At 43.3% G+C, this 21,987-nt stretch carries 23 protein-coding genes; 13 read left to right on the top strand and 10 right to left on the bottom strand.

What is annotated here, in order from left to right; translation table 11 throughout:
• Window positions 1-583 precede the first annotated feature (583 nt).
• The 4 genes from QL886_RS10520 to QL886_RS10505 all read left to right on the top strand — a co-directional run bounded on the left by QL886_RS10520 (window position 584) and on the right by QL886_RS10505 (window position 3,012).
• Window positions 584-1,396: a M48 family metallopeptidase gene (locus tag QL886_RS10520; RefSeq protein WP_290178674.1), complete on the top strand. Its 813-nt coding sequence runs from the start codon at window positions 584-586 to the stop codon at window positions 1,394-1,396.
• A 300-nt stretch (window positions 1,397-1,696) separates the two neighbouring features.
• Window positions 1,697-2,017 (top strand): BolA family protein, encoded by a 321-nt coding sequence (locus tag QL886_RS10515; protein ID WP_290178673.1) that lies wholly within the window; start codon window positions 1,697-1,699, stop codon window positions 2,015-2,017.
• A 74-nt stretch (window positions 2,018-2,091) separates the two neighbouring features.
• Entirely contained in the window at window positions 2,092-2,451 is a 360-nt protein-coding gene (locus tag QL886_RS10510; RefSeq protein WP_290178672.1) for a SirB2 family protein, read from the top strand.
• Window positions 2,452-2,616: 165 nt separating this feature from the next.
• Window positions 2,617-3,012, top strand: a complete 396-nt coding sequence (locus tag QL886_RS10505; protein ID WP_102091853.1) for a hypothetical protein — start codon at window positions 2,617-2,619, stop codon at window positions 3,010-3,012.
• 185 nt (window positions 3,013-3,197) lie between these two features.
• Here QL886_RS10505 and trxC read toward each other — a convergent pair whose 3' ends face one another.
• The 3 genes from trxC to QL886_RS10490 form a co-directional block, all read right to left on the bottom strand.
• Window positions 3,198-3,635 (bottom strand): thioredoxin TrxC, encoded by a 438-nt coding sequence (gene trxC / locus QL886_RS10500; protein WP_102091852.1) that lies wholly within the window; start codon window positions 3,633-3,635, stop codon window positions 3,198-3,200.
• A gap of 154 nt (window positions 3,636-3,789) precedes the next feature.
• Window positions 3,790-4,410, bottom strand: a complete 621-nt coding sequence (locus QL886_RS10495; RefSeq protein WP_290178671.1) for a class I SAM-dependent methyltransferase — start codon at window positions 4,408-4,410, stop codon at window positions 3,790-3,792.
• A gap of 159 nt (window positions 4,411-4,569) precedes the next feature.
• Window positions 4,570-5,442: an MBL fold metallo-hydrolase gene (locus QL886_RS10490; protein ID WP_290178670.1), complete on the bottom strand. Its 873-nt coding sequence runs from the start codon at window positions 5,440-5,442 to the stop codon at window positions 4,570-4,572.
• A gap of 378 nt (window positions 5,443-5,820) precedes the next feature.
• Between QL886_RS10490 and QL886_RS10485 the strand changes: the two genes are divergently transcribed.
• The 6 genes from QL886_RS10485 (at window position 5,821) to QL886_RS10460 (ending at window position 11,005) form a co-directional block, all read left to right on the top strand.
• Window positions 5,821-6,108: a metalloregulator ArsR/SmtB family transcription factor gene (locus QL886_RS10485; RefSeq protein WP_057761516.1), complete on the top strand. Its 288-nt coding sequence runs from the start codon at window positions 5,821-5,823 to the stop codon at window positions 6,106-6,108.
• Between the two features lie 46 nt (window positions 6,109-6,154).
• Window positions 6,155-7,858 (top strand): SulP family inorganic anion transporter, encoded by a 1,704-nt coding sequence (locus tag QL886_RS10480; RefSeq protein ID WP_290178669.1) that lies wholly within the window; start codon window positions 6,155-6,157, stop codon window positions 7,856-7,858.
• A gap of 236 nt (window positions 7,859-8,094) precedes the next feature.
• Complete coding sequence (locus tag QL886_RS10475) at window positions 8,095-8,421, top strand: sulfur transferase domain-containing protein (protein WP_057761519.1); 327 nt, start codon at window positions 8,095-8,097, stop codon at window positions 8,419-8,421.
• Window positions 8,422-8,488: 67 nt separating this feature from the next.
• On the top strand, window positions 8,489-8,821 hold the full coding sequence (locus tag QL886_RS10470) for a TIGR01244 family sulfur transferase (protein ID WP_057761521.1): 333 nt from the start codon (window positions 8,489-8,491) through the stop codon (window positions 8,819-8,821).
• A 370-nt stretch (window positions 8,822-9,191) separates the two neighbouring features.
• The gene (locus QL886_RS10465) at window positions 9,192-10,049 is read left to right on the top strand and encodes a bile acid:sodium symporter family protein (protein ID WP_290178668.1); all 858 of its coding nucleotides are present in this window, start codon (window positions 9,192-9,194) and stop codon (window positions 10,047-10,049) included.
• Between the two features lie 197 nt (window positions 10,050-10,246).
• Complete coding sequence (locus tag QL886_RS10460; RefSeq protein ID WP_290178667.1) at window positions 10,247-11,005, top strand: glutathione S-transferase family protein; 759 nt, start codon at window positions 10,247-10,249, stop codon at window positions 11,003-11,005.
• An 84-nt stretch (window positions 11,006-11,089) separates the two neighbouring features.
• Here the strand turns inward: QL886_RS10460 and QL886_RS10455 are convergent, their stop codons facing one another.
• Together QL886_RS10455 and ahpF are read right to left on the bottom strand one after the other, a co-directional pair.
• On the bottom strand, window positions 11,090-12,538 hold the full coding sequence (locus QL886_RS10455) for an alanine/glycine:cation symporter family protein (protein ID WP_290178666.1): 1,449 nt from the start codon (window positions 12,536-12,538) through the stop codon (window positions 11,090-11,092).
• A 257-nt stretch (window positions 12,539-12,795) separates the two neighbouring features.
• A complete protein-coding gene (gene ahpF, locus QL886_RS10450; RefSeq protein WP_290178665.1) occupies window positions 12,796-14,373 on the bottom strand; it encodes an alkyl hydroperoxide reductase subunit F in 1,578 nt (525 codons plus the stop codon).
• Between the two features lie 438 nt (window positions 14,374-14,811).
• Between ahpF and QL886_RS10445 the strand changes: the two genes are divergently transcribed.
• Entirely contained in the window at window positions 14,812-15,060 is a 249-nt protein-coding gene (locus QL886_RS10445; protein ID WP_057761532.1) for a DUF465 domain-containing protein, read from the top strand.
• Window positions 15,061-15,230: 170 nt separating this feature from the next.
• Here the strand turns inward: QL886_RS10445 and ahpC are convergent, their stop codons facing one another.
• Window positions 15,231-15,797 (bottom strand): alkyl hydroperoxide reductase subunit C, encoded by a 567-nt coding sequence (gene ahpC, locus QL886_RS10440; RefSeq protein ID WP_290178664.1) that lies wholly within the window; start codon window positions 15,795-15,797, stop codon window positions 15,231-15,233.
• Window positions 15,798-16,065: 268 nt separating this feature from the next.
• Here ahpC and QL886_RS10435 point away from each other — a divergent pair, with 268 nt between their 5' ends.
• Window positions 16,066-16,977, top strand: coding sequence for a hydrogen peroxide-inducible genes activator (locus QL886_RS10435; protein ID WP_201568716.1), 912 nt, complete (start codon window positions 16,066-16,068; stop codon window positions 16,975-16,977).
• 39 nt (window positions 16,978-17,016) lie between these two features.
• A complete protein-coding gene (locus QL886_RS10430; RefSeq protein ID WP_290178663.1) occupies window positions 17,017-17,688 on the top strand; it encodes a hypothetical protein in 672 nt (223 codons plus the stop codon).
• On the opposite strand, the gene QL886_RS10425 is transcribed toward QL886_RS10430, so the two are convergent.
• From QL886_RS10425 to QL886_RS10410, 4 genes are all read right to left on the bottom strand, one after another.
• The gene (locus QL886_RS10425) at window positions 17,666-18,268 is read right to left on the bottom strand and encodes a methyltransferase domain-containing protein (protein WP_290178662.1); all 603 of its coding nucleotides are present in this window, start codon (window positions 18,266-18,268) and stop codon (window positions 17,666-17,668) included. The two genes, QL886_RS10430 and QL886_RS10425, sit on opposite strands and share 23 nt — an antisense overlap.
• A 197-nt stretch (window positions 18,269-18,465) precedes the next feature.
• Window positions 18,466-18,999: a M48 family metallopeptidase gene (locus QL886_RS10420; protein ID WP_290178678.1), complete on the bottom strand. Its 534-nt coding sequence runs from the start codon at window positions 18,997-18,999 to the stop codon at window positions 18,466-18,468.
• A gap of 228 nt (window positions 19,000-19,227) precedes the next feature.
• Window positions 19,228-20,784, bottom strand: a complete 1,557-nt coding sequence (locus tag QL886_RS10415; protein WP_290178660.1) for a DUF1513 domain-containing protein — start codon at window positions 20,782-20,784, stop codon at window positions 19,228-19,230.
• A gap of 3 nt (window positions 20,785-20,787) precedes the next feature.
• Window positions 20,788-21,939 carry an imelysin family protein gene (locus tag QL886_RS10410; protein WP_290178659.1) on the bottom strand — a complete coding sequence of 384 codons (1,152 nt, stop codon included), beginning with the start codon at window positions 21,937-21,939 and terminating at the stop codon, window positions 20,788-20,790.
• Window positions 21,940-21,987 lie beyond the last annotated feature (48 nt).

The raw sequence follows: 21,987 nt of genomic DNA, 5'->3' as shown, positions 1-21,987 counted from the left end.
AACTCTCGACCCCAACCTTGGCAAGGTTATGCTCTACCACTGAGCTATTCCCGCTTAGTATCAATCCGTAGCGTTGTTAACAACTACTCCGTCTCGATAGGCTGGCTATTTTAGCAAATATTCTGTGGGTGTCAACACCTTTTTTAGAATTTATTTCTAATATTTTTAGATAAATGCCTTTTTTATCGGATAAACAAACATAAGCAATTGATTTAAAAACAGGAATTAATTTTGATAATATAAAAAATATTTCACATTAATTGTAGAAATTTAATTCTGGAATTCACTTCCCTTAGCTTTATAACGGTCATAAGACAATCGATGAAGTAGAAACTTACTATTTTTACTCTAATAAAAAGATATCGCACTTACAATCATACGCTTTATTGTTACTTTTCCTATCTTGGTTTTAGGTGGTTAACATTATTATACTTATGTCCAATGGCAGTTAAGGTAAACTTTTACTGTTTAAGCGGATGAATGAGCACTATTAAAAGATTAATAAACACGGCTCCAACATCTGCTGCACTATTTTTTAACTTGTTTGACTTTATGTTTTTCCATTTTATAGAGAGGATATTTTATGAAGAAGTTATTAACCACGACAGTGATGGCCGCTTCATTGTCAGCACTGACCTTAACTGGTTGTACCAGCACTACCAGTACTGGCGCGGTTGGTGTTGATCGTCAGCAGTTGCTATTAGTGTCTAGTGAGCAAGTATTGGCACTGTCTGCCCAAAGCTATGCCAAAACAATACAAGACGCTAAATCAAAAGGTGTGCTAGATACCAATACCGCTCAGCTAAACCGCTTAAAAAATATTGCGAATCGCTTGGTTGGTCAAGTTGGTGTCTACCGCGCAGATGCAGCCAAGTGGCAATGGGAAGTACACACCATCAAGTCTAACGATTTGAATGCATTTGTGGTGCCGGGTGGTAAGATCATGTTTTATTCAGGCATCATCGATCGTCTGAACCTCACTGATGATGAGATTGCTGCCATCATGGGTCATGAAATCTCTCATGCATTACGTGAGCATTCACGCGAGCGTCTGTCACGCGAGTATGCAACCCAAACTGGTATCGGCCTGGCTGCCAGTATATTCGGCCTATCACAAGGACAGGCTGAGCTAGCAGGTACTGCTGGTAATTTGGGCTTGAGCCTACCCCACAGTCGCACTCAAGAAAGCGAAGCCGATCAGATCGGTCTTGAGCTGATGGCACGTGCAGGTTATAACCCTCAGGCGGCTGTTATGCTTTGGCAAAAAATGCAAAAAGCCAGCCAAGGTGAGCCACCACAGTTCCTTAGCACTCACCCAACGAGCAGCAGCCGTATCGCAGAGTTACAGTCATTGATGCCAAAAGTTACGCCTCTATATCAACAGTCGCGCCGTTAATAAGTAGCTAATTAGCTACCTTTACGCTTTAGCAGTGCGTGTTTAGATATCATAGAAGCAAAGTACAGCCACAGTGTTGTGCTTTGCTTTTTTAGTTATAGCCATACATAACAGGTTTTATAATTGGCAAGCATTGCAGGTGATAAGCATTGTAGTTGATAAGTACTGTAATCGGCAGGATTTGCAATTGATCGATTTGGCAATCGCACGCTATCCCGCTTACCGTGTCTGTTATAATACCGATAAATATTATTTGCAGATTGCCCAATCAAATTGCACAAAATACATTGAAGGATTGTTATGAGTACCACACCTACTGCCGACGCACTTCATGCCGAATTACAGGCGCTTGCGCCGCAGCATATCGAACTGATAAATGAGTCGATGTCGCATGCCGGTTACTTTGAAGGTAAAGAAAGCCATTTTAAGCTCACTATCGTTAGCGATGCATTTGAAGACAAACGACTGGTCGGGCGTCATCAGCTGATATATGGCCTAGTCACGCCTTTGCTCACTTCACAAGGCGGTCAAGTACATGCCCTCGCTATCCATGCCTATACTCCGACAGAGTGGCAAGGTCAAAGCCCTGCGAGTCCATTATGTGCTGGTCAAAACAAATAGCCGACTGGATTTGAATCGCAACTAACTATTCTAACTTAGCCTATATACTGCAGTTTTAGAGGGAGCAATATTCAATGAAACATCTACATATGCTGATGGCAGCGCTGACTGTTGCGCTATTTTTATATCAAAGCTACTTAGTACTCAGCGCAGATAGACGCGCACCACGAGCAGTCAAAATAGCCACACATATTATCTATGCCCTGCTTATCCTGTCAGGTGCGATGATGCTAATGCAATTGATGGGTGCCAATGCTCCTGTACAGTGGGTGTTTGCCAAAATCATCTTACTTATCGCTGCTATTAGCTCAAGCATTAAAGCGTTTAAGGTTGATGCGACACCTGTGCAAAGAAAAACAGGTATCCTTATCGCTGCCATTGCCTATATCGGGATCGTAATACTTGCCTTTGCCAAACCAGCAAACTTATTTTAATAAGCGATTTTTTGTTTTAATAAGCAACCGTTTTAGAAAGCTGTCGATATGTTGATGACATGATACGAAAATTTTTCATCATCGATGGATTTTCAATATCTTAATCGCGCTATTTTTGCTATCTTAAATAGATATAAATACAATCACTTAGCCACTGGAGCCATTATGAAAACGTTTACGACAGCGACACTACTAGCTGGCATTTTTGCGCTCTCAGGCTGTGCCTCTACTGGTAACATCACCCCGCAATATGTACCGCCAAGTACTTATCAGAACTATAATTGCCAAGCACTTGGCCAAGAGTATACTCGTGTCAACCGCTATGTCGAAGCGGCACGCAATGAGCAGTCTACCCTATCGGCATCAGGCGTCGGTGTTGGTGTCTCTGCAGGACGCTGGGGTATCTCGCCAAATATCAGCTTTGGTCTAGGCAAGAGCAACAATACCAAAGCACGTGATGCAAAATTATCGCGTCTCTACGGTGAGCGTGATGCAATTGTCCAGTCGGCACGCATTCAACGTTGTAGCTTTGCCAATGGCATCAAAATTTATGGTGAGTAAGGTTAAGCAAGTGCAAAGTTATCTGCACGATCAAGATGGTGTATGACACCGTCAAATAGTACATAAAATAGTAAAAAGCCAATATGCAGATCGCATATTGGCTTTTTCATTGCTACGGTTTTTATAAGAAAGCATGAGTACTTGGATAAATAGCTTGGAGAAGAAGTAATCTAGTCTGACTAATATTACGACTGTAAGCTTTGCACCCATTGGATGATTTGATGACTTGGTAGCGCACCTGATTGTCGCGCGACTTCTTTACCATTTCTAAAAGCAACCATCGTTGGTAAGCTGCGAATATTATAAGGAGCGGCTGCCTGCTCGTATTTATCCGTTTGTACCTTTGCAAAGACCACCTGCGGTAATTGGCTAGCAGCGCTCTTGAACTCTGGCGCCATCATGATGCAAGGCTGACACCAACTCGCCCAAAAATCCACGATAGTCAGCACATCGTTCTTTTGGATGACCTTATTGGCTGTTTGCGCATTGAGCTCATGCGGACTGGCGGTCAATAATGGCTGGCCACATTTACCGCATTTTGGCGCAGCGCTTAGTCGTGCAGCAGGCACACGGTTAGTTGCTTGGCAATGTGGGCATACTAGATGAAAACTTTGCTCACTCATTATTTAATTCCTATTCTAATTATTTTGTTGTTTCAGATACTGTTTATGAACACTTTTATATAAAAGCTATTTACGTTGCTTGCTGTGGTTATAGCTGTAGTCGTCGTCGCATTGATTGGTAAATAATTTTAGCATAGTTAATTGGGCTTATCCTTTATGCCAGTTGCTGTGCCACACCGCTATACACATAACTCATCGGCCGTGGACCGGGCAAATACGCTTCGCTCAACTCATCAATGACAAAACCACTTTCTCTGATAAGTGCTGGAATATCGCGATCTAAATGACACCCACCTGCTATAGGCTTCCAAAAAGGCGTCAATCGATGCTGCCAACGCTCAACAGAAGAGTCTGGTGCCAGTCCATGCTCACAAAATAGTAAGCGACCGCTAGGTTTTAGCACGCGCGCCATTTCTCGGAGCGCGGCTACTGGGTCATCAATACTGCACAAGGTAAAAGTCATCACAATCGTATCAAATTGATCCGTATCAGCATGGATACCTTTTACATCGACGGCTATCACTTCAACCGGAATGCCAATGTCAGCTGCACGCTCACGAGCCAGCGACTGCATTTGAGCCGCTGGATCCACACCGATAATAGAAGAGACTTTATTAGCATCATAAAACTGTAAATTCAGACCGCTACCAATGCCGATCTCCAACAACTTACCGAGCGCTTGCGGAACAATTTTGGAACGCGCTTTCATCACATTGCCTGTACTACAGGCAATATCTATCATCTTTGGCAACACATAGCGCTCGTAAGGGTTCATTGCTCTCTCCAGTTATTGCCGCACTTAGCGCTTGCAGTTGGTCATACACAGTATCTAAAAACGGACAGTCTACAGGTTAGCATTCTTATAGGTATCAATCATACGATACTTACGTAGGGCTGCATTAGGTAATCATCTTCAGTTATTAAACTGTTTAACTTATCCACCAAGGACATTGATCGGTACTTTTAGATAGCGCGTACCATTATCTTCTGGCTCGGGGAAATGTCCTGCATCGATATTGATTTGTACAGCAGGAATGATAAGGCGAGGCATATCTAAAGTCGCATCACGGCGCTCACGCATCTGCACAAACTCTGCTTCGTTTATACTGTCTTTGACATGGATATTTTCTAGTTTTTGTGCGGCTACTGTCGTCGTTGGACAATGCTGACGACCTTTGCTTGGATAATCATGACACAGATACATGACCGTATCTTCAGGAAGTGCTAGCAGCTTTTGAATAGACTGATAAAGCGTTTTGGCATCGCCGCCAGGGAAATCACAGCGCGCTGTACCGACATCAGGCGCAAACAACGTATCCCCAACGAATACCACTGTTTTCTCATTATCAGCGGCTAGATAGGCCATATCGGCACGTGTATGACCGGGTACATACATCGCAGTGATAGTAATGTTACCAAGCTCTAAGGTCTCGCCTTCGTCTGTCAAGATATCAAACTGACTGGCATCAGTGCGGAAACTGATGTCAAAGTTAAAAATTTGCTTAAAGATTTTTTGTACTTCGGTGATATGCTGACCGATGACTAACTGTCCGCCAAGGCTCTCTTTTACATGGATGGCCGCTGATAAATGATCTGCATGCGCATGAGTTTCAATAATGTACTTGAGCGCCCAATCTTGCTCACGTACAAACCCAATCACTTCATCGACACTACTGGTATTGGTTCGGCCTGACTTAGCATCGAAGTTCAATACAGGATCGACAATGGCGCATAATTTTTGCTCAGTATCAGCAAGTACGTGAGTATAGGTTTCTGTATCGCTGTCTAAAAAAGAATGAACTTGCATGGCGGCCTCTTTGATTATTTATACATAAGTTATTTATACATATTTTGGTCATAGGGATTTTTATCTTTAATTAACCCTTAAGTATGATATTCAGTCGTATATAATGCGTTCCTACGACTTATCTGATGCCACCAATATAACAACCACCATACAATTTATCAATTTATATAATGTAATTAATGATAACTTGCTATGTGGCGTGATATCGTTGATAATCAACTATATATTTTTCAAAACATCATGGCATTTGTTACCATCTAATGTAAGGAATTTGTTCTGACTACTTCTATTTCAGCCGAAGGTACACCTACTCGCAGTACCACTGACGATGGGTCATCTGATACTGCAGATTTAGTACCTGCCGATCTTGCCAAGCAAATGCAGCAAGCATCGCTACAAGCCAGCCAACTATTAAAGTCGCTATCGCATCCTGATCGCCTACTTCTTCTTTGTCAATTGACCCAAGGTGAATATTGCGTCGGTGAGCTCGAAGATTTGGTTGGGGTTGGACAGCCGAGCTTATCGCAGCAATTGGGTATATTGCGTAAAGACGAGCTGGTCGCCACACGCCGCGAAGGTAAGCAAATTTACTATAGTATCGCAAGCGAGGATGCGCTAGCTGTACTCGATCTACTGTATCAACGTTTTTGTGCCAAAGCAGAATAACGCCGCCCTCGCCTAATTATTTGTACTATCTACTGTGGTGATTGATATGTCCTCTATCGTCGCTCGTCTGATTCCAGCTTGGCTGCGTCAATACCAGCTCTCAGCGTTGCCGACTGATCTCGTCGCAGGCATAGTGGTGGGCGTGTTGGTCATACCGCAGAGCCTAGGTTACGCAGTGCTTGCAGGACTACCACCTGTCTATGGCCTATATGCAGCGATCGTACCTGTCCTCGTTTATGCGTGGCTCGGCTCTAGCAACGTGCAAGCCGTAGGACCGGTTGCCATTACCGCCATCATGACAGCCAGTGGCTTACTGCCTTATGCTGAGCAAGGCACTGAGCAGTACGCACTGATGGCCAGCCTATTGGCACTGATGGTAGGTGCACTGCTATGGATAGCAGGACGGTTAAAACTTGGCTGGATCATGCAGTTTATCAGTCGCGGTGTGTCCGCAGGATTTGTAAGCGGTGCAGCAGTCCTTATATTTGTCAGTCAGCTCAAATATCTGACCGATATTCCAGTCACTGGCAATAGTTTGATTGGGTATTTGACTACCATGCAACGCTATGCCAGCCAGCTGCATCCATTGACCTTAGCTATCGGTATTACCGCATTTGCGCTATTGGTTGCCAATCGCTATGCAAGTGAGTGGATATGGCAGACGTGGCTATCATCGTCGTATGCCAAATGGGCAGAGCGCTTATTTCCGCTTATTCTACTTGGCATTGCTATCGTACTTAGTATGGCACTGCATTGGAGCACGCATGGTGTCGCGACCATCGGTCGTATTCCACAAGGGCTGCCGAGCTTTACGTTACCGCATATCTCAGACCTACAAGAAGCACTGAAACTCTTGCCGACAGCAGGGTTGATGGCACTGATCGTATTTGTGTCGAGCAGTTCAGTTGCCAGTACTTATGCTCGCTTGCGTGGCGAGAGCTTTGATGCCAATCGTGAACTGACTGGACTTGGGCTGGCCAACCTGTCTGGTGGACTGTTCCAAAGTTTTTCGGTTGCGGGTGGCTTTTCGCGTACGGCTATCAATGCCGATTCAGGTGCGAAGACACCACTTGCCAGTCTCGTCACCGTACTGGTAATGATGGCCGCACTCATAGCCTTTAGCAATGCGCTTGCCCCACTACCCTATGCACTACTGGGCGCAACCATCATGGCCTCTATCATTGGCCTGATAGATATTGCGACGTTGAAATCTGCATGGCAGCGTGATCGCTTAGATGGCGCTAGCTTTTTGGCTGCGTTCGTCGGTGTGCTGATATTTGGTCTAAACACGGGACTGGTCATTGGTCTAATGGTGTCATTCGCCAGTCTCATCTGGCAGTCGAGTAAGCCGCATGTGGCTGTCGTTGGGCAATTGGGTGGTACAGGACATTTTCGTAATATCAATCGCCATGACGTCGTAACTTTTAGCAATTTATTGATGTTACGTATCGATGAGAGCCTGTTCTTTGGTAATAGTGAATCTGTACATCGACGTATCCTCAATGCCATGCAGCAATATCCCGATGCCAATGAAATCATATTGATTATGGCCGCTGTCAATCACATAGATTTGACCGCTCAAGAAATGCTTTGTACCTTAAACCACGAGTTGGCGTTACAGAATAAGCGCTTACATTTTAGCTTTATCAAAGGTCCTGTGATGGACATCATCGGTCACACCCCATTGATTAGCGAGCTATCAGGACAAGTCTATCTAAGCACCTTAGATGCTGTCGATGCGTTAAAGTAATCTATAGTTTGACCACAATAAAATCGCTGCGACATTAACTTCTCTCGTCCTCAATTACTATTGTCGCCTACAACACAATATCGCTATGATAGCGCCTGTGTTATGCTAGACGCACTAAATAGGAAATCAATTAACCTAGAAATCAGCCTAAAAATTGCTGATTTATAATCCTTTGATATTCTTAGCCCAACCCTCAATAATAAATATGCTTTAACAAATATAACTGAACCTATTTTATGACCGATGATTTAACGATTTATAAGCAAATATACCCAAGCCAGTGCGTTAAGATTGCTGAGCTTGGTTATCGATCAGTGCTTAATATTCGCCCAGATGCCGAGATTGAAACACAGCCTAATAGCTGCGATTTGGCAACGGCTACCGAACAGGCAAACCTAGCGTATCAGCATCTACCGTTTGATGATGAGCGCCTAAGTATGCTAACGGTCGAGCAGTTTGCCGATTTTTATCACTCAATGCCCAAGCCTATATTAATGTTTTGCGGTACTGGAGCACGTGCCAAGCTACTATACCAAAGTGCACTGATGCAAGGTCTGTTATAACGATAACCATCGCTCGAACTAACACGTTTTATAAACCCAACAACACCAATAAAAACAAGGAGCTCTTATGAGCCATGAAGTTAGCTTTACCGGACAAATCACGCCTGACCAAGTGCCTATGATTGCCGAGAATGGTTTCAAAACCATTATTAACAACCGTCCTGATGGTGAAGAACCAAATCAGCCAACCAGTGCCGAAATCGAAGCAGCAGCCAAAGAAGCTGGACTTGCTTATAAAGAGATTTCTTTTGCAGGTAATGAGCTGAATCAAACTCACGTCGAAACGTTTGCAGATTTCTTTAATCAAGCTGAGCAGCCAATGCTGATTTTTTGCCGCACGGGTAACCGCTCAAACGGTATCTATGAAGCCGCTAAGCAAATGGATTTACTAGACGACTAGTGCTGAATAAATAGACTAGACAGTTAGCGTATTTAGCCCACAGAATCTTGTGGGCTTTTTACTGCGTTTATCATTAGCCACAAACAACCCAATCACTACCTAGTCACTGCCTAATCACCTCCCGATAGCTTCCAACAACTTCGACCAACCTCGATAGTCACGACAAGTGGGTTACTATACGAGCGTAATACCGCTATTATCATTTGATAGGCTTGAGCTAGCTTAGTGGTTGAGACACCTAAATAGCTAGACGATTAAATACCTAAACACATAGAATGTGAGCAGCTGTATGGTGACAAGGTTGCCCCGCTGCTATTTACTTTCAAAACGCCATCTTGATATGGCATTTTAGTTTTACAAGGAATGTTTGATGAATAATACCGCGCTAGCATTACTGCCACTAGCCCTTGCCTACATTATGTTCACTCTAGGAGCAGGGCTAAAACTGAGTGATTTTAAGGTCATTGCCAAATATCCAAAAGCGTTTTTTGTCGGCTTAATCAATCAAGTTGTGTTGGTACCGTTGGTTGCGCTCGCAGTCGTGTTAGTAACGGCTCCGCCACCAGCGATTGCTTTTGGGATTATGCTGATTAGTTTTTGCCCCGGCGGCGTCACTAGCAACATGCTGACCTACTATGCCAAAGGGAATGTCGCGCTCTCTATCGCGTTGACAGGTGTGGTCAGCATACTATCGGTCATTACATTGCCTATCTTAATTACGTTGGCTTTTGATCACTTTATGAAAGATCAGGCGAACTCTATTAGCGCGATAAAGATTGGCCTAGTCATGTTCTTATTGACCACATTGCCCGTATCTCTTGGTATGCTTGCTCGCCACAGGTTTACTGACTTTATGGTACGTCGCAGCAGTCTTCTAAACGGCTTGGCTAGCATATTTTTTGTACTAATTGTCTTTGCTGCTATTGCCTCCAACTGGCAACTACTACAATCACAGTTCACTCAAATTGGTTTAGAACTTATCTTTATCATTGCTATTTTATTCGCTATTAGCATCTTAATTTCTAAAGTCCTAAAGCTTAGCTGGTTTGATACCAAAACCATCTCGATAGAAACCAGTATCCAAAATAGCACGACGGCTATTACCTTAGCCCCTATCATCATGGGCGTGAGCACACTGCCTGTTATTGCGCTGCCTGCTGCTTTGTACGGTGTGCTGATGTATGTCGTTGCGCTGCCCGTTATTTTCCTAATCAAAAACAAGAACTAATTGTAGTAAGTACGAGAAATAAAAAGCGTCCTTCTAAATAAGTGCCCGTCTAAATAAGCGCCCTTCCAAACATTGGATAGGCGTTTTCTTGAAATATGATTTAAATGATAGAAACATGGCTCGGGTTACAGACTGTTCAATACTCAATATTGAGTACATAATAAAGTGCTACTGTTATCGCTTAATAGGACTCTATAATGCAAAAACCGCTATTAATTATTGGGAATAAAAACTACTCCTCTTGGTCGCTACGAGCGTGGCTGTTGCTTAAAGCATTCAATGTTGATTTTGATGAGCAGCTTGTTGAGTTATTTCATCCATCAGCACGTCCAACGCTCGAAGCACATTCACCAACGGGTAAAGTGCCTATTTTAGTCTATGGTGAAAAAGATAATAAAGTAACCGTTTGGGACACCTTAGCGATTGCTATGCATGTCAATGAGTACTTTACGGATATTGATATTTGGACAGGTATTGATAAATCCAACGCTGAAAAACGACATAATAGTCAAAGTAAAATAAATAGCGCCTACTGCCAAAGCATCGTGGCTGAGATGCATTCGGGATTGACAGGTATTCGTAACGAGATGCCGATGAATATACGAGCAACAGCTAAGATACAACCAAGTAGTGCTTGCTTAGCGGATATCGCTCGTATCGAAGACATCTTTGCCGATTGTTTAAAAAGTCGCTCAGCAGACAGTTTCTTATTCGGAGATTTCACAGCAGCTGATGTGTTTTTTGCTCCAGTGGTGCAGAGACTACATACTTATGCTGATGCGTCTGATATTTTTTTGCAGCCACTGACCAAGCAGTATTGCCAAACCATGCTCAATCATCCACACATACAGGCGTGGCAACAATCAGCACTGACAGAAACTCGTATTATTGAAGAAGATGAAGCAGGAGAGATACTGTCTGTCGTTGGCGTATTGGCGAATAACCATTCATTTTAGGCATAAATAATATCTTGCATAAAAAAGCCACTTCAACTCAGTTAAAGTGGTTTTTTCCTTCATGACAAGTAAAGCGTACGGTTACTACTGTTTTTGGTCTAACGCTTCTTTTACCGCTTTTTTACCCCATGCGCTCAGATCAAGATCCAGTTTTTCATACTCTTGCGCATCGAACAACGGCTCTTTAATCCCTGATTTTAACTGACTTGCGAAGTCGTCAAGTAGACGCTTAGCTCGCGGAAACAACATTATCAAGGCCAATAAGTTTGCTAGCGCTAGCACGCCCATCAACGGATCAGCGAAGAAGAACACTGCGGTTGCTGCAGGAGCAACTGCGCCCAAGAATAATACCGCAATCACAACAATTCGCAAAACCAGAGTCGCCATTTTGATATTCTTTTTAATCAAGAAATTAATGGCATTTTCACCCATATAATAGTTATACATGATAGAGCTTAGGGCAAATAGCAATATCGATATGGTGAGAATATACTGTGCCCAATCCCCAAGCTGGGTCGTTAGCGCCTGCTGTGCCAATACAATACCATCGACTTCAGCACCTGGTTGATACACGCCGCTCAGTAAAATCATAAATGCGGTGGCACTACATACGATTATCGTATCAATAAACACAGATAGTGACTGTGAGATACCTTGACTAACAGGGTGAGTAGCATAAGCGGTGGCGGCAATATTAGGCGCAGAACCTAGACCTGCCTCATTAGAGAATAAACCACGCTTCATACCTTGCTCAATTGCCACACCAATACCACCGCCCACGACAGATTCAATGCCAAAAGCATTTTTGACAATCATTACCATCAGTGCCGGCAGTTCTGTAAAGTTAAACGCAATAATAATAAGTGCCATACTGATATAGATTAATGCCATAACGGGAATGACAACGTCGGCTACTTTTGCAATGCGCTGAATACCGCCAAAGACAATGAATCCGCCCGCAATCACTAGTACTAAACCCGTTATCCAGCGGTCAATCCCAAAGCTTTCAAGCGCTGAGCCTGCTACCGTATTGCCCTGAAACGCCACAAACCCGATAGAAAAAGACAGTAGTAGCGAGATCGCATAAATAACAGCGAGCCAGCGATAGTCTTTACCTAACCCATGTAAAATATAGGTCGCAGGCCCACCGCGAAAGTTACCATCATTGTCTCTACGCTTGTAAAGCTGAGCTAAGCTACATTCCACAATACTGGTCATCATGCCAATTAAGGCCACAACCCACATCCAGAATACCGCTCCCGGTCCTCCTAAAGAGATGGCAACAGCAACGCCAGCAATGTTACCGCCGCCCACACGTCCACCGATAGAAACGAGCAACGCCTGACGAGCAGAAATTCCGTCGTCTCCTACCTCATCCGTTTTGAACACACGGAACATACGTTTAAAATATTTAAACTGAGCGAACCTACCTACGATGGTAAATAATAAACCAAAAATAATTAGCATAGGCACGAGCGCCCAGCCCCACGTTAGATCCCCGACTAGGGCAAAAAAAGCTTCAATGTATTCCATGCCTATTTTCCTTATAGTTCATGACGCTATGATAGGTTTTATTGCATACATTATTGCATCAACAACACGAGTTTGTAATGCAAATGTCGAATTTGTAACGTAAATACTGATATTTTCTGAATGAAATCGCGTTATTTGTTTACTTAAGAGTACATTTTCTAATTATCAGGATTTTTTATATAGACGTATTTATGCGATAGCATAAAAAAACCACCTCAACCGAGGTGGCCTTTTATACTGAAACTAAACCGAATAACTTACTGCATGACCAAGTATTCAAACGCTGACAATGCCGCTTTACTACCTTCACCCATCGCAATGTTAATTTGCTTAAATGGCACAGTGGTTACATCACCACATGCAAAGATACCCTTACGATCTGTACGGCAGCGCTCATCGATTTCGATCTCACCAAAGCGGTTTAGATCAACGAAGCCTTTGATGAATCCAGTGTTTGGTACTAAACCAATCTGTACAAACACCCCTGATAAATCACGCTCATGAGTCTCACCTGTGCTGCGATCTTGGTAGACGATAGACGATACTTTGCCATCAGTCGCTTTGATCTCTTGTGTCGCTGCATCAGTAATGAACTCAATGTTGGTCTTCTCTTTGGCTTTATTAATCAGTACTTGGTCAGCTTTCAATTCATCAGCGAACTCGAGGACAGTAACGTGATTGACGATACCTGCCAAATCTAGTGCTGCTTCAACGCCTGAGTTACCACCGCCGATTACTGAGATATCTTTACCTTTAAAGAATGGGCCATCGCAATGTGCACAGAAAGCCACACCTTTACCGATATTCTCTTCTTCGCCCGGTACACCAAGCTTTCTCCACTGAGCACCTGTCGCCAAGATGATACTACGAGTATTAAAAGTCTCACCAGTATTTAGGTGGATACTGTAGTTCTCTTCTTCAGTTTCGCCAATTTCTTTAACGCTCACATGCTCTTTTAGCGTGATGTTGTATTCAGCCAAGTGCTTAACAAAGTTAGTCGATAAGTCTGTACCATTGGTTAGCGGTACTGAAATCAAGTTTTCGATATCTTGCGTGTCTTTTACCTGTCCACCGATACGGTCAGCGACCATTGTAACTTTTAAGCCTTTACGCGCTGTATAAATAGCAGCAGCCACACCTGCAGGTCCAGCACCAATGATAGTAACGTCTTGCTGCTCTAATTGCTCAGCATCGTCTTCTACTTCTGACAACAGATCAGGGAACTGCTCTTGCAATTTTCCGATCAATTTAGCAGTGTCAATTAAGCCGTTAGCAAATGGCTTACCGTTTAAAAATACAGCTGGTACACCTTGGATTTTGTTCGCTTCTACTTGCTCTTGGAACAATGCACCATCGATCATTTCATTGCTGATACCATCATTTAATAGCGCGAATTGGTTCAATGCCTGAACGACTTCTGGGCAGCTATGGCACGACAATGACACGTAGGTTTGGAACTGTAATGGCTTATTAAAGCGCTTAACTAGCTTTTGGATACCTTCATCTAACTTTAGCGTATGACCACCGGCTTGCAGAATCGCCAAAATCAATGACGTAAACTCATGACCACCTGGGATACCGCTGAATACGATACCAGTGTCGTTTGATGCGCCATCAATGTGACTGACTACTTTGAAACTAATCGCACTAGGCAAACTATCGTCAGTTGCTTCTGCATCGAAGTTGATTTTGTCTGTTGTTCCAGCAATCTTGGTCAAAAAATCTACCAATTCTGCACGTTTTGCATGCGTACCAGTACCCAATACAAAGGTAATTGGGCGTGTCATATTTTCGCTATAGCTCTTAACGGCATCTAATAAATTCTGATCTATCATGTTTGTTCCTCATTATGACTGAATATGTAACGGCAGCTGTCATGCTACGCGTCTAAATACGAAATAGTTGGTGTTAATAATTTTGTATAAAAGGTTATATATAGTGGGCTCATACCCTTTGATGTGTCTATTATCAAGCGTTTAGCGAATTTCGGCAAGCTGAGAAACTCAAACTTTATGTTTTATAAAACCAATCGTTTGTTGTTTTAAATAATTAAATATAAATACATAAGCAAATGATAGTGATGGTACATGGTCTGTTTTTTCGCTACAATCGAATGGTATTGATAGCAATATGCATTATCAATATCGTGAAGTAACTACCTTTATTCCATTAAACTTTCACCCCTTCCAAACAAAGTCTCACCATCATAAGCGTCTTAACCATAACGTGCTTACGCTTATTCTAAGCTTGCACTAAATAACAAGGATGACAACATGACAATGACAGACACATGGCAAGATCACAGTGATATTATCGATGAGCTCAAGCAAAAGGACACGCATTTTGCGAGTATCTTCGATGAGCATACGACTCTAGATAGGCAAATTAATAAGCTTGAAAACGATGTGGTCAAGCATGCCAGTCGCGACGAAGAAATCGAACAGATGAAACGACGAAAGCTACAGCTTAAAGACGAGATTTATAAAACCATTGACAAAAATAAGGCACAGTCTCGCGCTTAATATTGCGTCTATACTTAGAGATATGCTAAAAAAATAATTCTAACAATACCTATGTTTAAGACGTAAAAAGACCCCATCAACTTATGTTAATGGGGTCTTTATTTGTAGCACTGACTTAAATCAGATGTTTAAGATACGGCGCTACTTTTATCTAAGTATGAAATGTCTACTTAGATTTTACCAACTAGGTCAAGACTTGGCTTCAATGTGTCGCCGCCTTGTTCCCAAGCTGCTGGGCAAACTTCGCCGTCGTTTTCACGAACATACTGTGCTGCTTTTACTTTGCGTAGCATGTCTTTTGCACTACGGCCGATACCGCCAGCATGGATTTCAGCGACTTGGATCAAGCCATCAGGATCTACTAAGAATGTACCGCGCTCAGCCAAACCTGCTTCTTCAATCATGACGTTGAAGCCACGAGTGATTCTACCAGTAGGATCGCCGATCATTGGGTATTGTACTTTACCGATAGCTTCTGAAGAATCGTGCCATGCTTTGTGCGTGAAATGCGTGTCAGTAGATACTGAGTATACTTCAACACCAAGGCCTTTTAGCTCGTCATAATGAGCGGCCATGTCTTCTAGCTCAGTTGGGCAAACAAACGTGAAATCAGCTGGGTAAAATAGGAAAATCGCCCAGTTGCCTTTTACGTCTTCTGAAGTGATGGTTTTGAACTCACCGTTTACGTATGCATCTGCTGAAAATTCTGGGATTTCTTGATTGATGATAGACGCCATGGTTGGCTCCTCTATAGTTAAGTAAATTGGAAATTATTTATATGGTTTTTTCAATTAGCCCTCTAGCTCTCTGGGCTACCTGACAAACTATACGCGAATTCTATGGTTAATCCAGTTAAAAGTTTTTAATGTGATGTTTTGTTTTATTAAACTTGTTAAACTATTCTCTCTACATTTTATCATTGGTGCTTAATTGGTAATTTGCTACCTTATAAAGGTTGACCAAACATAATAAATTGCATTAAAAACCCACTAATAGAGAGGTTTTATGATTACTTTACGACAACTTGAGTTTGCCCTAGCCGTCGCCAAACATCGTCATTTTAAACGTGCAGCAGAAGATTGCAATATCTCACAGTCTGCACTAAGTTTGGGTATCGCAGAATTAGAAAAACAGCTAGATACGCAGATTTTTGAGCGTAATAATAAACAGGTATTGATTACCCCTATCGGTCAAGACATTCTCACGCGTGCGCAGCGAGTGTTTTCTGAAGTCAGTGATTTGACCACTCGTGCTCATAGCCATCAGACGCCACTTGCCTATCCTATGACTGTCGGTATCATTCCGACGATTGCACCTTATTTGCTGCCAAAAGTACTGCCTGCGCTACGTGCACAATATCCAGAGTTCCGTATGACCATCGTCGAACAACAAACTGAGCGTTTGCTTGAGCAAGTACGTTACGGTCATATCGATACGGCTATCATTGCGCTACCATATGCGGTAGATGGGCTACATAGTTTTGAGTTTTGGAGTGAAGACTTCTTTGCCGTGTTCCCAAAGGACGACATCCATGCCAAGCTTGATACCATCAATGCTGACGAACTGGCAACTGCCAACCTCATGCTACTTGGTGAAGGACACTGTCTAACTGACCAGACGCTGTCTGTCTGTCATTTCGACCGTGCCCAGATGAAATCAAGCTTTTCAGATGCCAGTCTAAATACTTTGATTCAAATGGCACTTGCCAATATGGGCACAACCCTCGTGCCTGAAATGGCGCTCGATCAGCTACACCTGCAAAACCAAAATGCCGTCGCCATACCATTGGCTGAAGACGGGCCGCATCGCCATATCGCCTTTGTCACCCGTCTGAACTATGCGCGTGTCGATGATGTTAGCTTGCTTGGTGAGGTTTTTAACAAAGCATTTAAAGACGCAGTAGCTAACAAAGAATAATCAAACCATCTTTACCACGGTCATAGTGAAAAACGACATATGAAAACTGTCTCAAATAAGCATGATGAGCTTGGCAAGTGCTTTGCACAGCATTTGTCAACTATGACCAGTGATATCTCGCCAAAGCAAATAGATAGACTTTGGCAAGATATCGTGACGCGCTATGGTGAACCACAACGTGCTTACCATACACTCAATCACATTGAGCAGCTATTGGTACAGTTTAAAAGCATTAAACATTATCTGACTGAGCCGCATATCATTGCAGTGGCACTGTACTATCATGATGTGGTATACGACCCAACACACTCCGACAACGAGCTAAAAAGTGCAGAATTTGCGACAGATGCCCTGAGCTCGTATCTAAGCACAAAGCAATGCCAGCAGATCTACGCTCTCATTATGATGACCGCTAATCATCAGCTAGATACGTTGGTAGATAGTGACAAATATAACGATGCGGCATATCTGTTAGATATGGATTTGAGTATTTTGGGTGCGCCTTGGCCTACCTACAGGCAGTATGCAAAGGCGATACGTCAAGAATATAAGCATGTCGCCGATGACGATTACCGTGATGGGCGCACTGCAGTGTTACAAGGATTACTAGCACATCCCAAACTCTATCTGACTGACCATTACTATAATCAATTAGAAACGCAAGCTCGAGATAATATCAAGCGTGAGCTTACTTTGCTTGCAGCTTTATAAATAGCTCACTACCCTGCCGTGCTGGATGTGAATTATAGCTGGACTCCATAATATCGATATCAAAATGACTTTGAAAACGCTGTTGGTACTCTTCCTTGCTGCCGCCGAATGGTGGTTCTTCTCGTCCAAAATCCGTGTCAAATAACAATCCAACCAGTTTACCTTGTGGCTTTAATAGTCTCGCCATCTGTTGCACGTATTCATCACGGCGCAATGGATTGATCGCACAAAAAAACGTCTGCTCAAGTATCCAATCAAATTGATACTGCTCAGCTGACAAGCTAAAAAAGTCCGCACAGACCAAATGCTCAGAGGGAAAACTAGGATAGCGCTCTGCAAACGTCTCAATCGGTGCAGGGGCAAAGTCAACCAGCGTGACATTGGTAAAACCTTGCTCATATAAATAACCCACTTCATAGGCATTGCCTGCACCTGGCACTAGTACCGCCTGATTTTTTGCACTCTCAGGTAACTGGTCGATATAAGCTTTGAGCGGTGATGATACCTGCCCCATATCCCAACCGATGCTGTTCTTTTCATAACGCTGCTGCCAAAACTCCGCTTGGTTAACGTGTTCCATATGACATCCCTGTATATAAATCTATTGTTTAAACGACACGATTTGTACCGTTATTCCTTATCATATCAGGCTTATTTAGGTGTGTCCCTATTTTAAAAAATGATGATAAGAATAGGACTTAATGCTCTGCATAATTAAAGTTACATAGATGATATCGAGGTGCTTACTAGGGCTATTTAGATAGTTAGGTAATAGGTTTAATCCAGCTGCCCTGTTTTGCCCGCTAGGATATTATGCCATTGCTGATAATCTGGCATCGCTGTGGCAACCGCTTGCCAAAACGCTCGGCTATGATTGGCATGATGCAAGTGGCACAACTCATGAACGATTATGTATTCGGTGCATTCGATAGGATAGGCAGGAAGATAAACCGATAGCCAAATTCGTTTTGCGCGCGTGTTGCAACTGCCCCAACGTGTGTGCATTTTTTTCAATCGTATTTCATTGGTATAAACGCCAACGATTGGCTGCCACTTATCAAATAATGCAGGTGCGACTTCGGAGAGTTGTTGCCGATAATAGGTGATCTTTTGATCAGGACTGAGCGTAAATGATTGCGCTGTGCCCCATAATAAAACTGAGTTATTCACAGCTGAAGGGTCAGACGATGTATTCTGTCTACGTCTATACTGTTCTAATACCTGCGGGTGATTTGCAATAGCCCAAGGCACCCGCTTAGCCACAGCATGCAACATTTGTGATGCGCTGACATGCATCGGTGCAGAGACCATCAACGTATAAGGCTTTAAGCGAAAATTAATATTTTTAACACGCTTTTTACTGATATGTAGCTCGATGCCTGCTTGTGCAAGTTGCTGTCTGATTATATCTAAGTTGGTATCTAAATTGGTGTCTAAGCTAATGCTCTATCTCCTTGGCCGACTATTACTACTGTTCTAGCAATAGTCGTTATTAATCGCCATGCCTGTGCGTCTGCCGCTCTTGTTGAACGTCATGGGTCACAGTGCTTGCAAATGGTTGTCAAACGACATCATATGCAGTTGACTGTCTTTGATAATCCGCTCATGAGGTTCAACGTCGTTTACGTCCAACTTTACTTCTGGTAAAGCATTTACTCTTAACGCAGTTAACTGCCCTTGACCATCACTGACGATAAATCCTGTCGGCTCGGCATGTTTATCAGTTTTACTCATTGAAGCACTAGAATTAGCTAACACCGAAGCCCCTGCACAATCTGGCAGACTTACATCATCAATTAGCTTGCGAGTATGCAAATCATAAATCGCCGCACAGCCACCAATCGGTGTGGTCACACACAGTAAGTTACGCTCACTATCCACCGCCACGCTAGCGATATATTGGTGAAAACGTTGCCATTGATTGTTTGGCATAGTGAGTGGAATAAAGCTGCCGTCACCACGTTTATGGGTCAATACCAATGGGACATTGATATGTTTTTCACCTTGGAACTGAATACCGATCATCACTGTGCCGTCATCGTGCATGGCTAAGTGGCGCACACTCATCTGATTATGTTCGGGAGTCACTTGCTCGAGCAGTGTGCCATCGTGAAGATTCAAATAAACCAGTGAGGGTCGCATAGTATCTAGATTTAGCTCTTCGCGTGAGGCCTGCTCGGTTTTGATACCACCATTTGCAATGACGAGCGTTTCGCTATCAGGATGCATAATCAGCTCATGCGGGCCGATACCATATGAATCAAACTCTGCTACTTTTTGATAAGCATCATGGGCATCATAGATACCAATTTTGCCTGCCAAACTCACCGTGTCATTCTCAGTTACGTAGAGCAAGCTGCCATCTAAGCTATAACAAGCATGACCATAAAAGTGACGGTTTACATCAGCTGTAATCGCATGTTGTACTTGCCCATTTGATGTATTAAGCACCCAGAATTTTTCGCTTGGACGACGACCCATGACGACGACATCACGTCTTTTTTCAACATTGCTATGCTGAGCTTTAGATACATTGACAGATACAGGCTGAACAACGATGTCATGAACGCGCTCAGGCATAGTCGTCTGCCAAACTATTTGTCTATCAGCATCAATACCTACCACGCCAAAGTCATGCTCATTTTGGCTTGATGTGGCATGATCTTTTGGTAGTGATGCGACGCCACTGACCCAGCTGACTGGGCGCGCCAGCATCGTTGTCGTATGCACAGCAGCAAAGTCAGACGTGTTACTTTTATCATCACCTACAGCATGATAAGCCTGCTTCCATGTTGCTGCTGCTTGCTCACAAGCATAACGTAAGCGCGAAAGCTTCGGTGTTAAATCAGAACCAGCTCGTAATACCTGCAACTGTGTACAAATACCATCTACATAATCTTGTAGACTGGCATCTGGATGCTGCTGCTTACGATAACGATGGTGAATACCAACCAATGCTGCCGTACCCACTGTTATCAGCACGGAAGTCGTCAAAAGCTCATGAGCTGACGAAGTTCTCCCAGACCGATTAGACCTATTTAACTGGTCATGAGTCTGGGCTACTGACACTGCTGTACTCGCTTCGATAGTGGACATTGTCTAATCGCCATCAGTGCTGTTAAAGCCCACACGGATACCAAGTGCTGGGATTAACTGGCGCTTAATCAGACGAGTGACATCAGTCAGATGATCGTACAACGCTTGTTGATCGTCCTTATTCGCTTTTGATAAATCTTCTGGCATTTGCGCTAATAATGCAGTCGTGTCAGCCAATGCAGTCGATAGATTATCCGAAACTTTGTTTTCATCATTGCTACCAAGAATAGCCGTCAATACTGGGTCAGTCATGGCTTTGTTAATCGTATCTAACTTAGCATTGATAATAGCGCGGCTTTGACCAGCAGTAGCAGCAGGCAAATGGCCTTTTGCTTTACCTGTTAGACCGAGTGGCTGATCAATGGCATTAGACTTCATGGTCTCAATCAATGACAGTAGAGAGTTAATCCATTGATTTAGACCTCTATCGCTCTCTGCTGTTTTGTCTATCGCCAATAAATCAGTCGCGTTTTGCTGCCAGTTTTTCTCGATGTCTTTTAGACGCGTGCTCAACGCACTACTGGCGCTAATCACGTAAGCACACTGACTAGCGTCTAAACTTTCATTGGCAAACAAGGCCTCTTCTAATCCTGGCACGCCTTGTACGATCGCGCTCTCACCAGCAAGTTGCTCTGGCGTTAGTTTTGGATTGGCAGCGATTAAATCAGCCACGCCACTGTGTACGAGTCCGCGCTCGTCAGGATAGTAGTTTATATATAAATTGCTCATACTAGCAGTCGCAGGACCAAAGTTGACCATCTCAGCACTTGACCATGCTTGTGCCAATACTAGCCACTGTGCACGTAATGCTTGTAGCTCATCGCCACTTACTGGAGCTTGGGTACAATGCTTCTGCGCCAATTCGTTCAACAGATCGCTTTGCTTGGCTGCATCAGCATACGCAGGAATCACGATATCGTCTGCCACATGCGTCAAGTACGTTTTTGCAATCTCAGGGCTGATATCTACTGCAACGATTTGCTCAGTACTTTCTTTGCTGTTCTCTACTGAGCTGTCAGTAGCTGCACTGTCTTGCACAACTTTTTGGCTGTCTACATCTGCAGCTTTGTTGTCATCAGCAGGTTTGACACAACTGATCAGCAGTCCAGCACTCAATGCAGATAGCGCCATTGCCAAAGCGTGGTTTATTTTCATAGGTTTCTCGGTAATGTTATAGATAGTAATTTATAGCGTTTTATAATG

Origin of the sequence: Psychrobacter sp. APC 3281 (assembly GCF_030407815.1) — a bacterium.
Classification (GTDB): Bacteria; Pseudomonadota; Gammaproteobacteria; order Pseudomonadales; family Moraxellaceae; genus Psychrobacter.
This window is presented reverse-complemented; position numbering and strand designations above follow the sequence as displayed.

What these genes read in the sequence shown, in the direction of transcription:
- QL886_RS10520 (WP_290178674.1), top strand. Translation starts at nt 584, where the DNA reads ATGAAGAAGTTATTAACCACGACAGTGATGGCCGCTTCATTGTCAGCA.
- QL886_RS10515 (WP_290178673.1), top strand. Translation starts at nt 1,697, where the DNA reads ATGAGTACCACACCTACTGCCGACGCACTTCATGCCGAATTACAGGCG.
- QL886_RS10510 (WP_290178672.1), top strand. Translation starts at nt 2,092, where the DNA reads ATGAAACATCTACATATGCTGATGGCAGCGCTGACTGTTGCGCTATTT.
- QL886_RS10505 (WP_102091853.1), top strand. Translation starts at nt 2,617, where the DNA reads ATGAAAACGTTTACGACAGCGACACTACTAGCTGGCATTTTTGCGCTC.
- trxC (WP_102091852.1), bottom strand. Translation starts at nt 3,635, where the DNA reads ATGAGTGAGCAAAGTTTTCATCTAGTATGCCCACATTGCCAAGCAACT.
- QL886_RS10495 (WP_290178671.1), bottom strand. Translation starts at nt 4,410, where the DNA reads ATGAACCCTTACGAGCGCTATGTGTTGCCAAAGATGATAGATATTGCC.
- QL886_RS10490 (WP_290178670.1), bottom strand. Translation starts at nt 5,442, where the DNA reads ATGCAAGTTCATTCTTTTTTAGACAGCGATACAGAAACCTATACTCAC.
- QL886_RS10485 (WP_057761516.1), top strand. Translation starts at nt 5,821, where the DNA reads ATGCAGCAAGCATCGCTACAAGCCAGCCAACTATTAAAGTCGCTATCG.
- QL886_RS10480 (WP_290178669.1), top strand. Translation starts at nt 6,155, where the DNA reads ATGTCCTCTATCGTCGCTCGTCTGATTCCAGCTTGGCTGCGTCAATAC.
- QL886_RS10475 (WP_057761519.1), top strand. Translation starts at nt 8,095, where the DNA reads ATGACCGATGATTTAACGATTTATAAGCAAATATACCCAAGCCAGTGC.
- QL886_RS10470 (WP_057761521.1), top strand. Translation starts at nt 8,489, where the DNA reads ATGAGCCATGAAGTTAGCTTTACCGGACAAATCACGCCTGACCAAGTG.
- QL886_RS10465 (WP_290178668.1), top strand. Translation starts at nt 9,192, where the DNA reads ATGAATAATACCGCGCTAGCATTACTGCCACTAGCCCTTGCCTACATT.
- QL886_RS10460 (WP_290178667.1), top strand. Translation starts at nt 10,247, where the DNA reads ATGCAAAAACCGCTATTAATTATTGGGAATAAAAACTACTCCTCTTGG.
- QL886_RS10455 (WP_290178666.1), bottom strand. Translation starts at nt 12,538, where the DNA reads ATGGAATACATTGAAGCTTTTTTTGCCCTAGTCGGGGATCTAACGTGG.
- ahpF (WP_290178665.1), bottom strand. Translation starts at nt 14,373, where the DNA reads ATGATAGATCAGAATTTATTAGATGCCGTTAAGAGCTATAGCGAAAAT.
- QL886_RS10445 (WP_057761532.1), top strand. Translation starts at nt 14,812, where the DNA reads ATGACAATGACAGACACATGGCAAGATCACAGTGATATTATCGATGAG.
- ahpC (WP_290178664.1), bottom strand. Translation starts at nt 15,797, where the DNA reads ATGGCGTCTATCATCAATCAAGAAATCCCAGAATTTTCAGCAGATGCA.
- QL886_RS10435 (WP_201568716.1), top strand. Translation starts at nt 16,066, where the DNA reads ATGATTACTTTACGACAACTTGAGTTTGCCCTAGCCGTCGCCAAACAT.
- QL886_RS10430 (WP_290178663.1), top strand. Translation starts at nt 17,017, where the DNA reads ATGAAAACTGTCTCAAATAAGCATGATGAGCTTGGCAAGTGCTTTGCA.
- QL886_RS10425 (WP_290178662.1), bottom strand. Translation starts at nt 18,268, where the DNA reads ATGGAACACGTTAACCAAGCGGAGTTTTGGCAGCAGCGTTATGAAAAG.
- QL886_RS10420 (WP_290178678.1), bottom strand. Translation starts at nt 18,999, where the DNA reads ATGGTCTCTGCACCGATGCATGTCAGCGCATCACAAATGTTGCATGCT.
- QL886_RS10415 (WP_290178660.1), bottom strand. Translation starts at nt 20,784, where the DNA reads ATGTCCACTATCGAAGCGAGTACAGCAGTGTCAGTAGCCCAGACTCAT.
- QL886_RS10410 (WP_290178659.1), bottom strand. Translation starts at nt 21,939, where the DNA reads ATGAAAATAAACCACGCTTTGGCAATGGCGCTATCTGCATTGAGTGCT.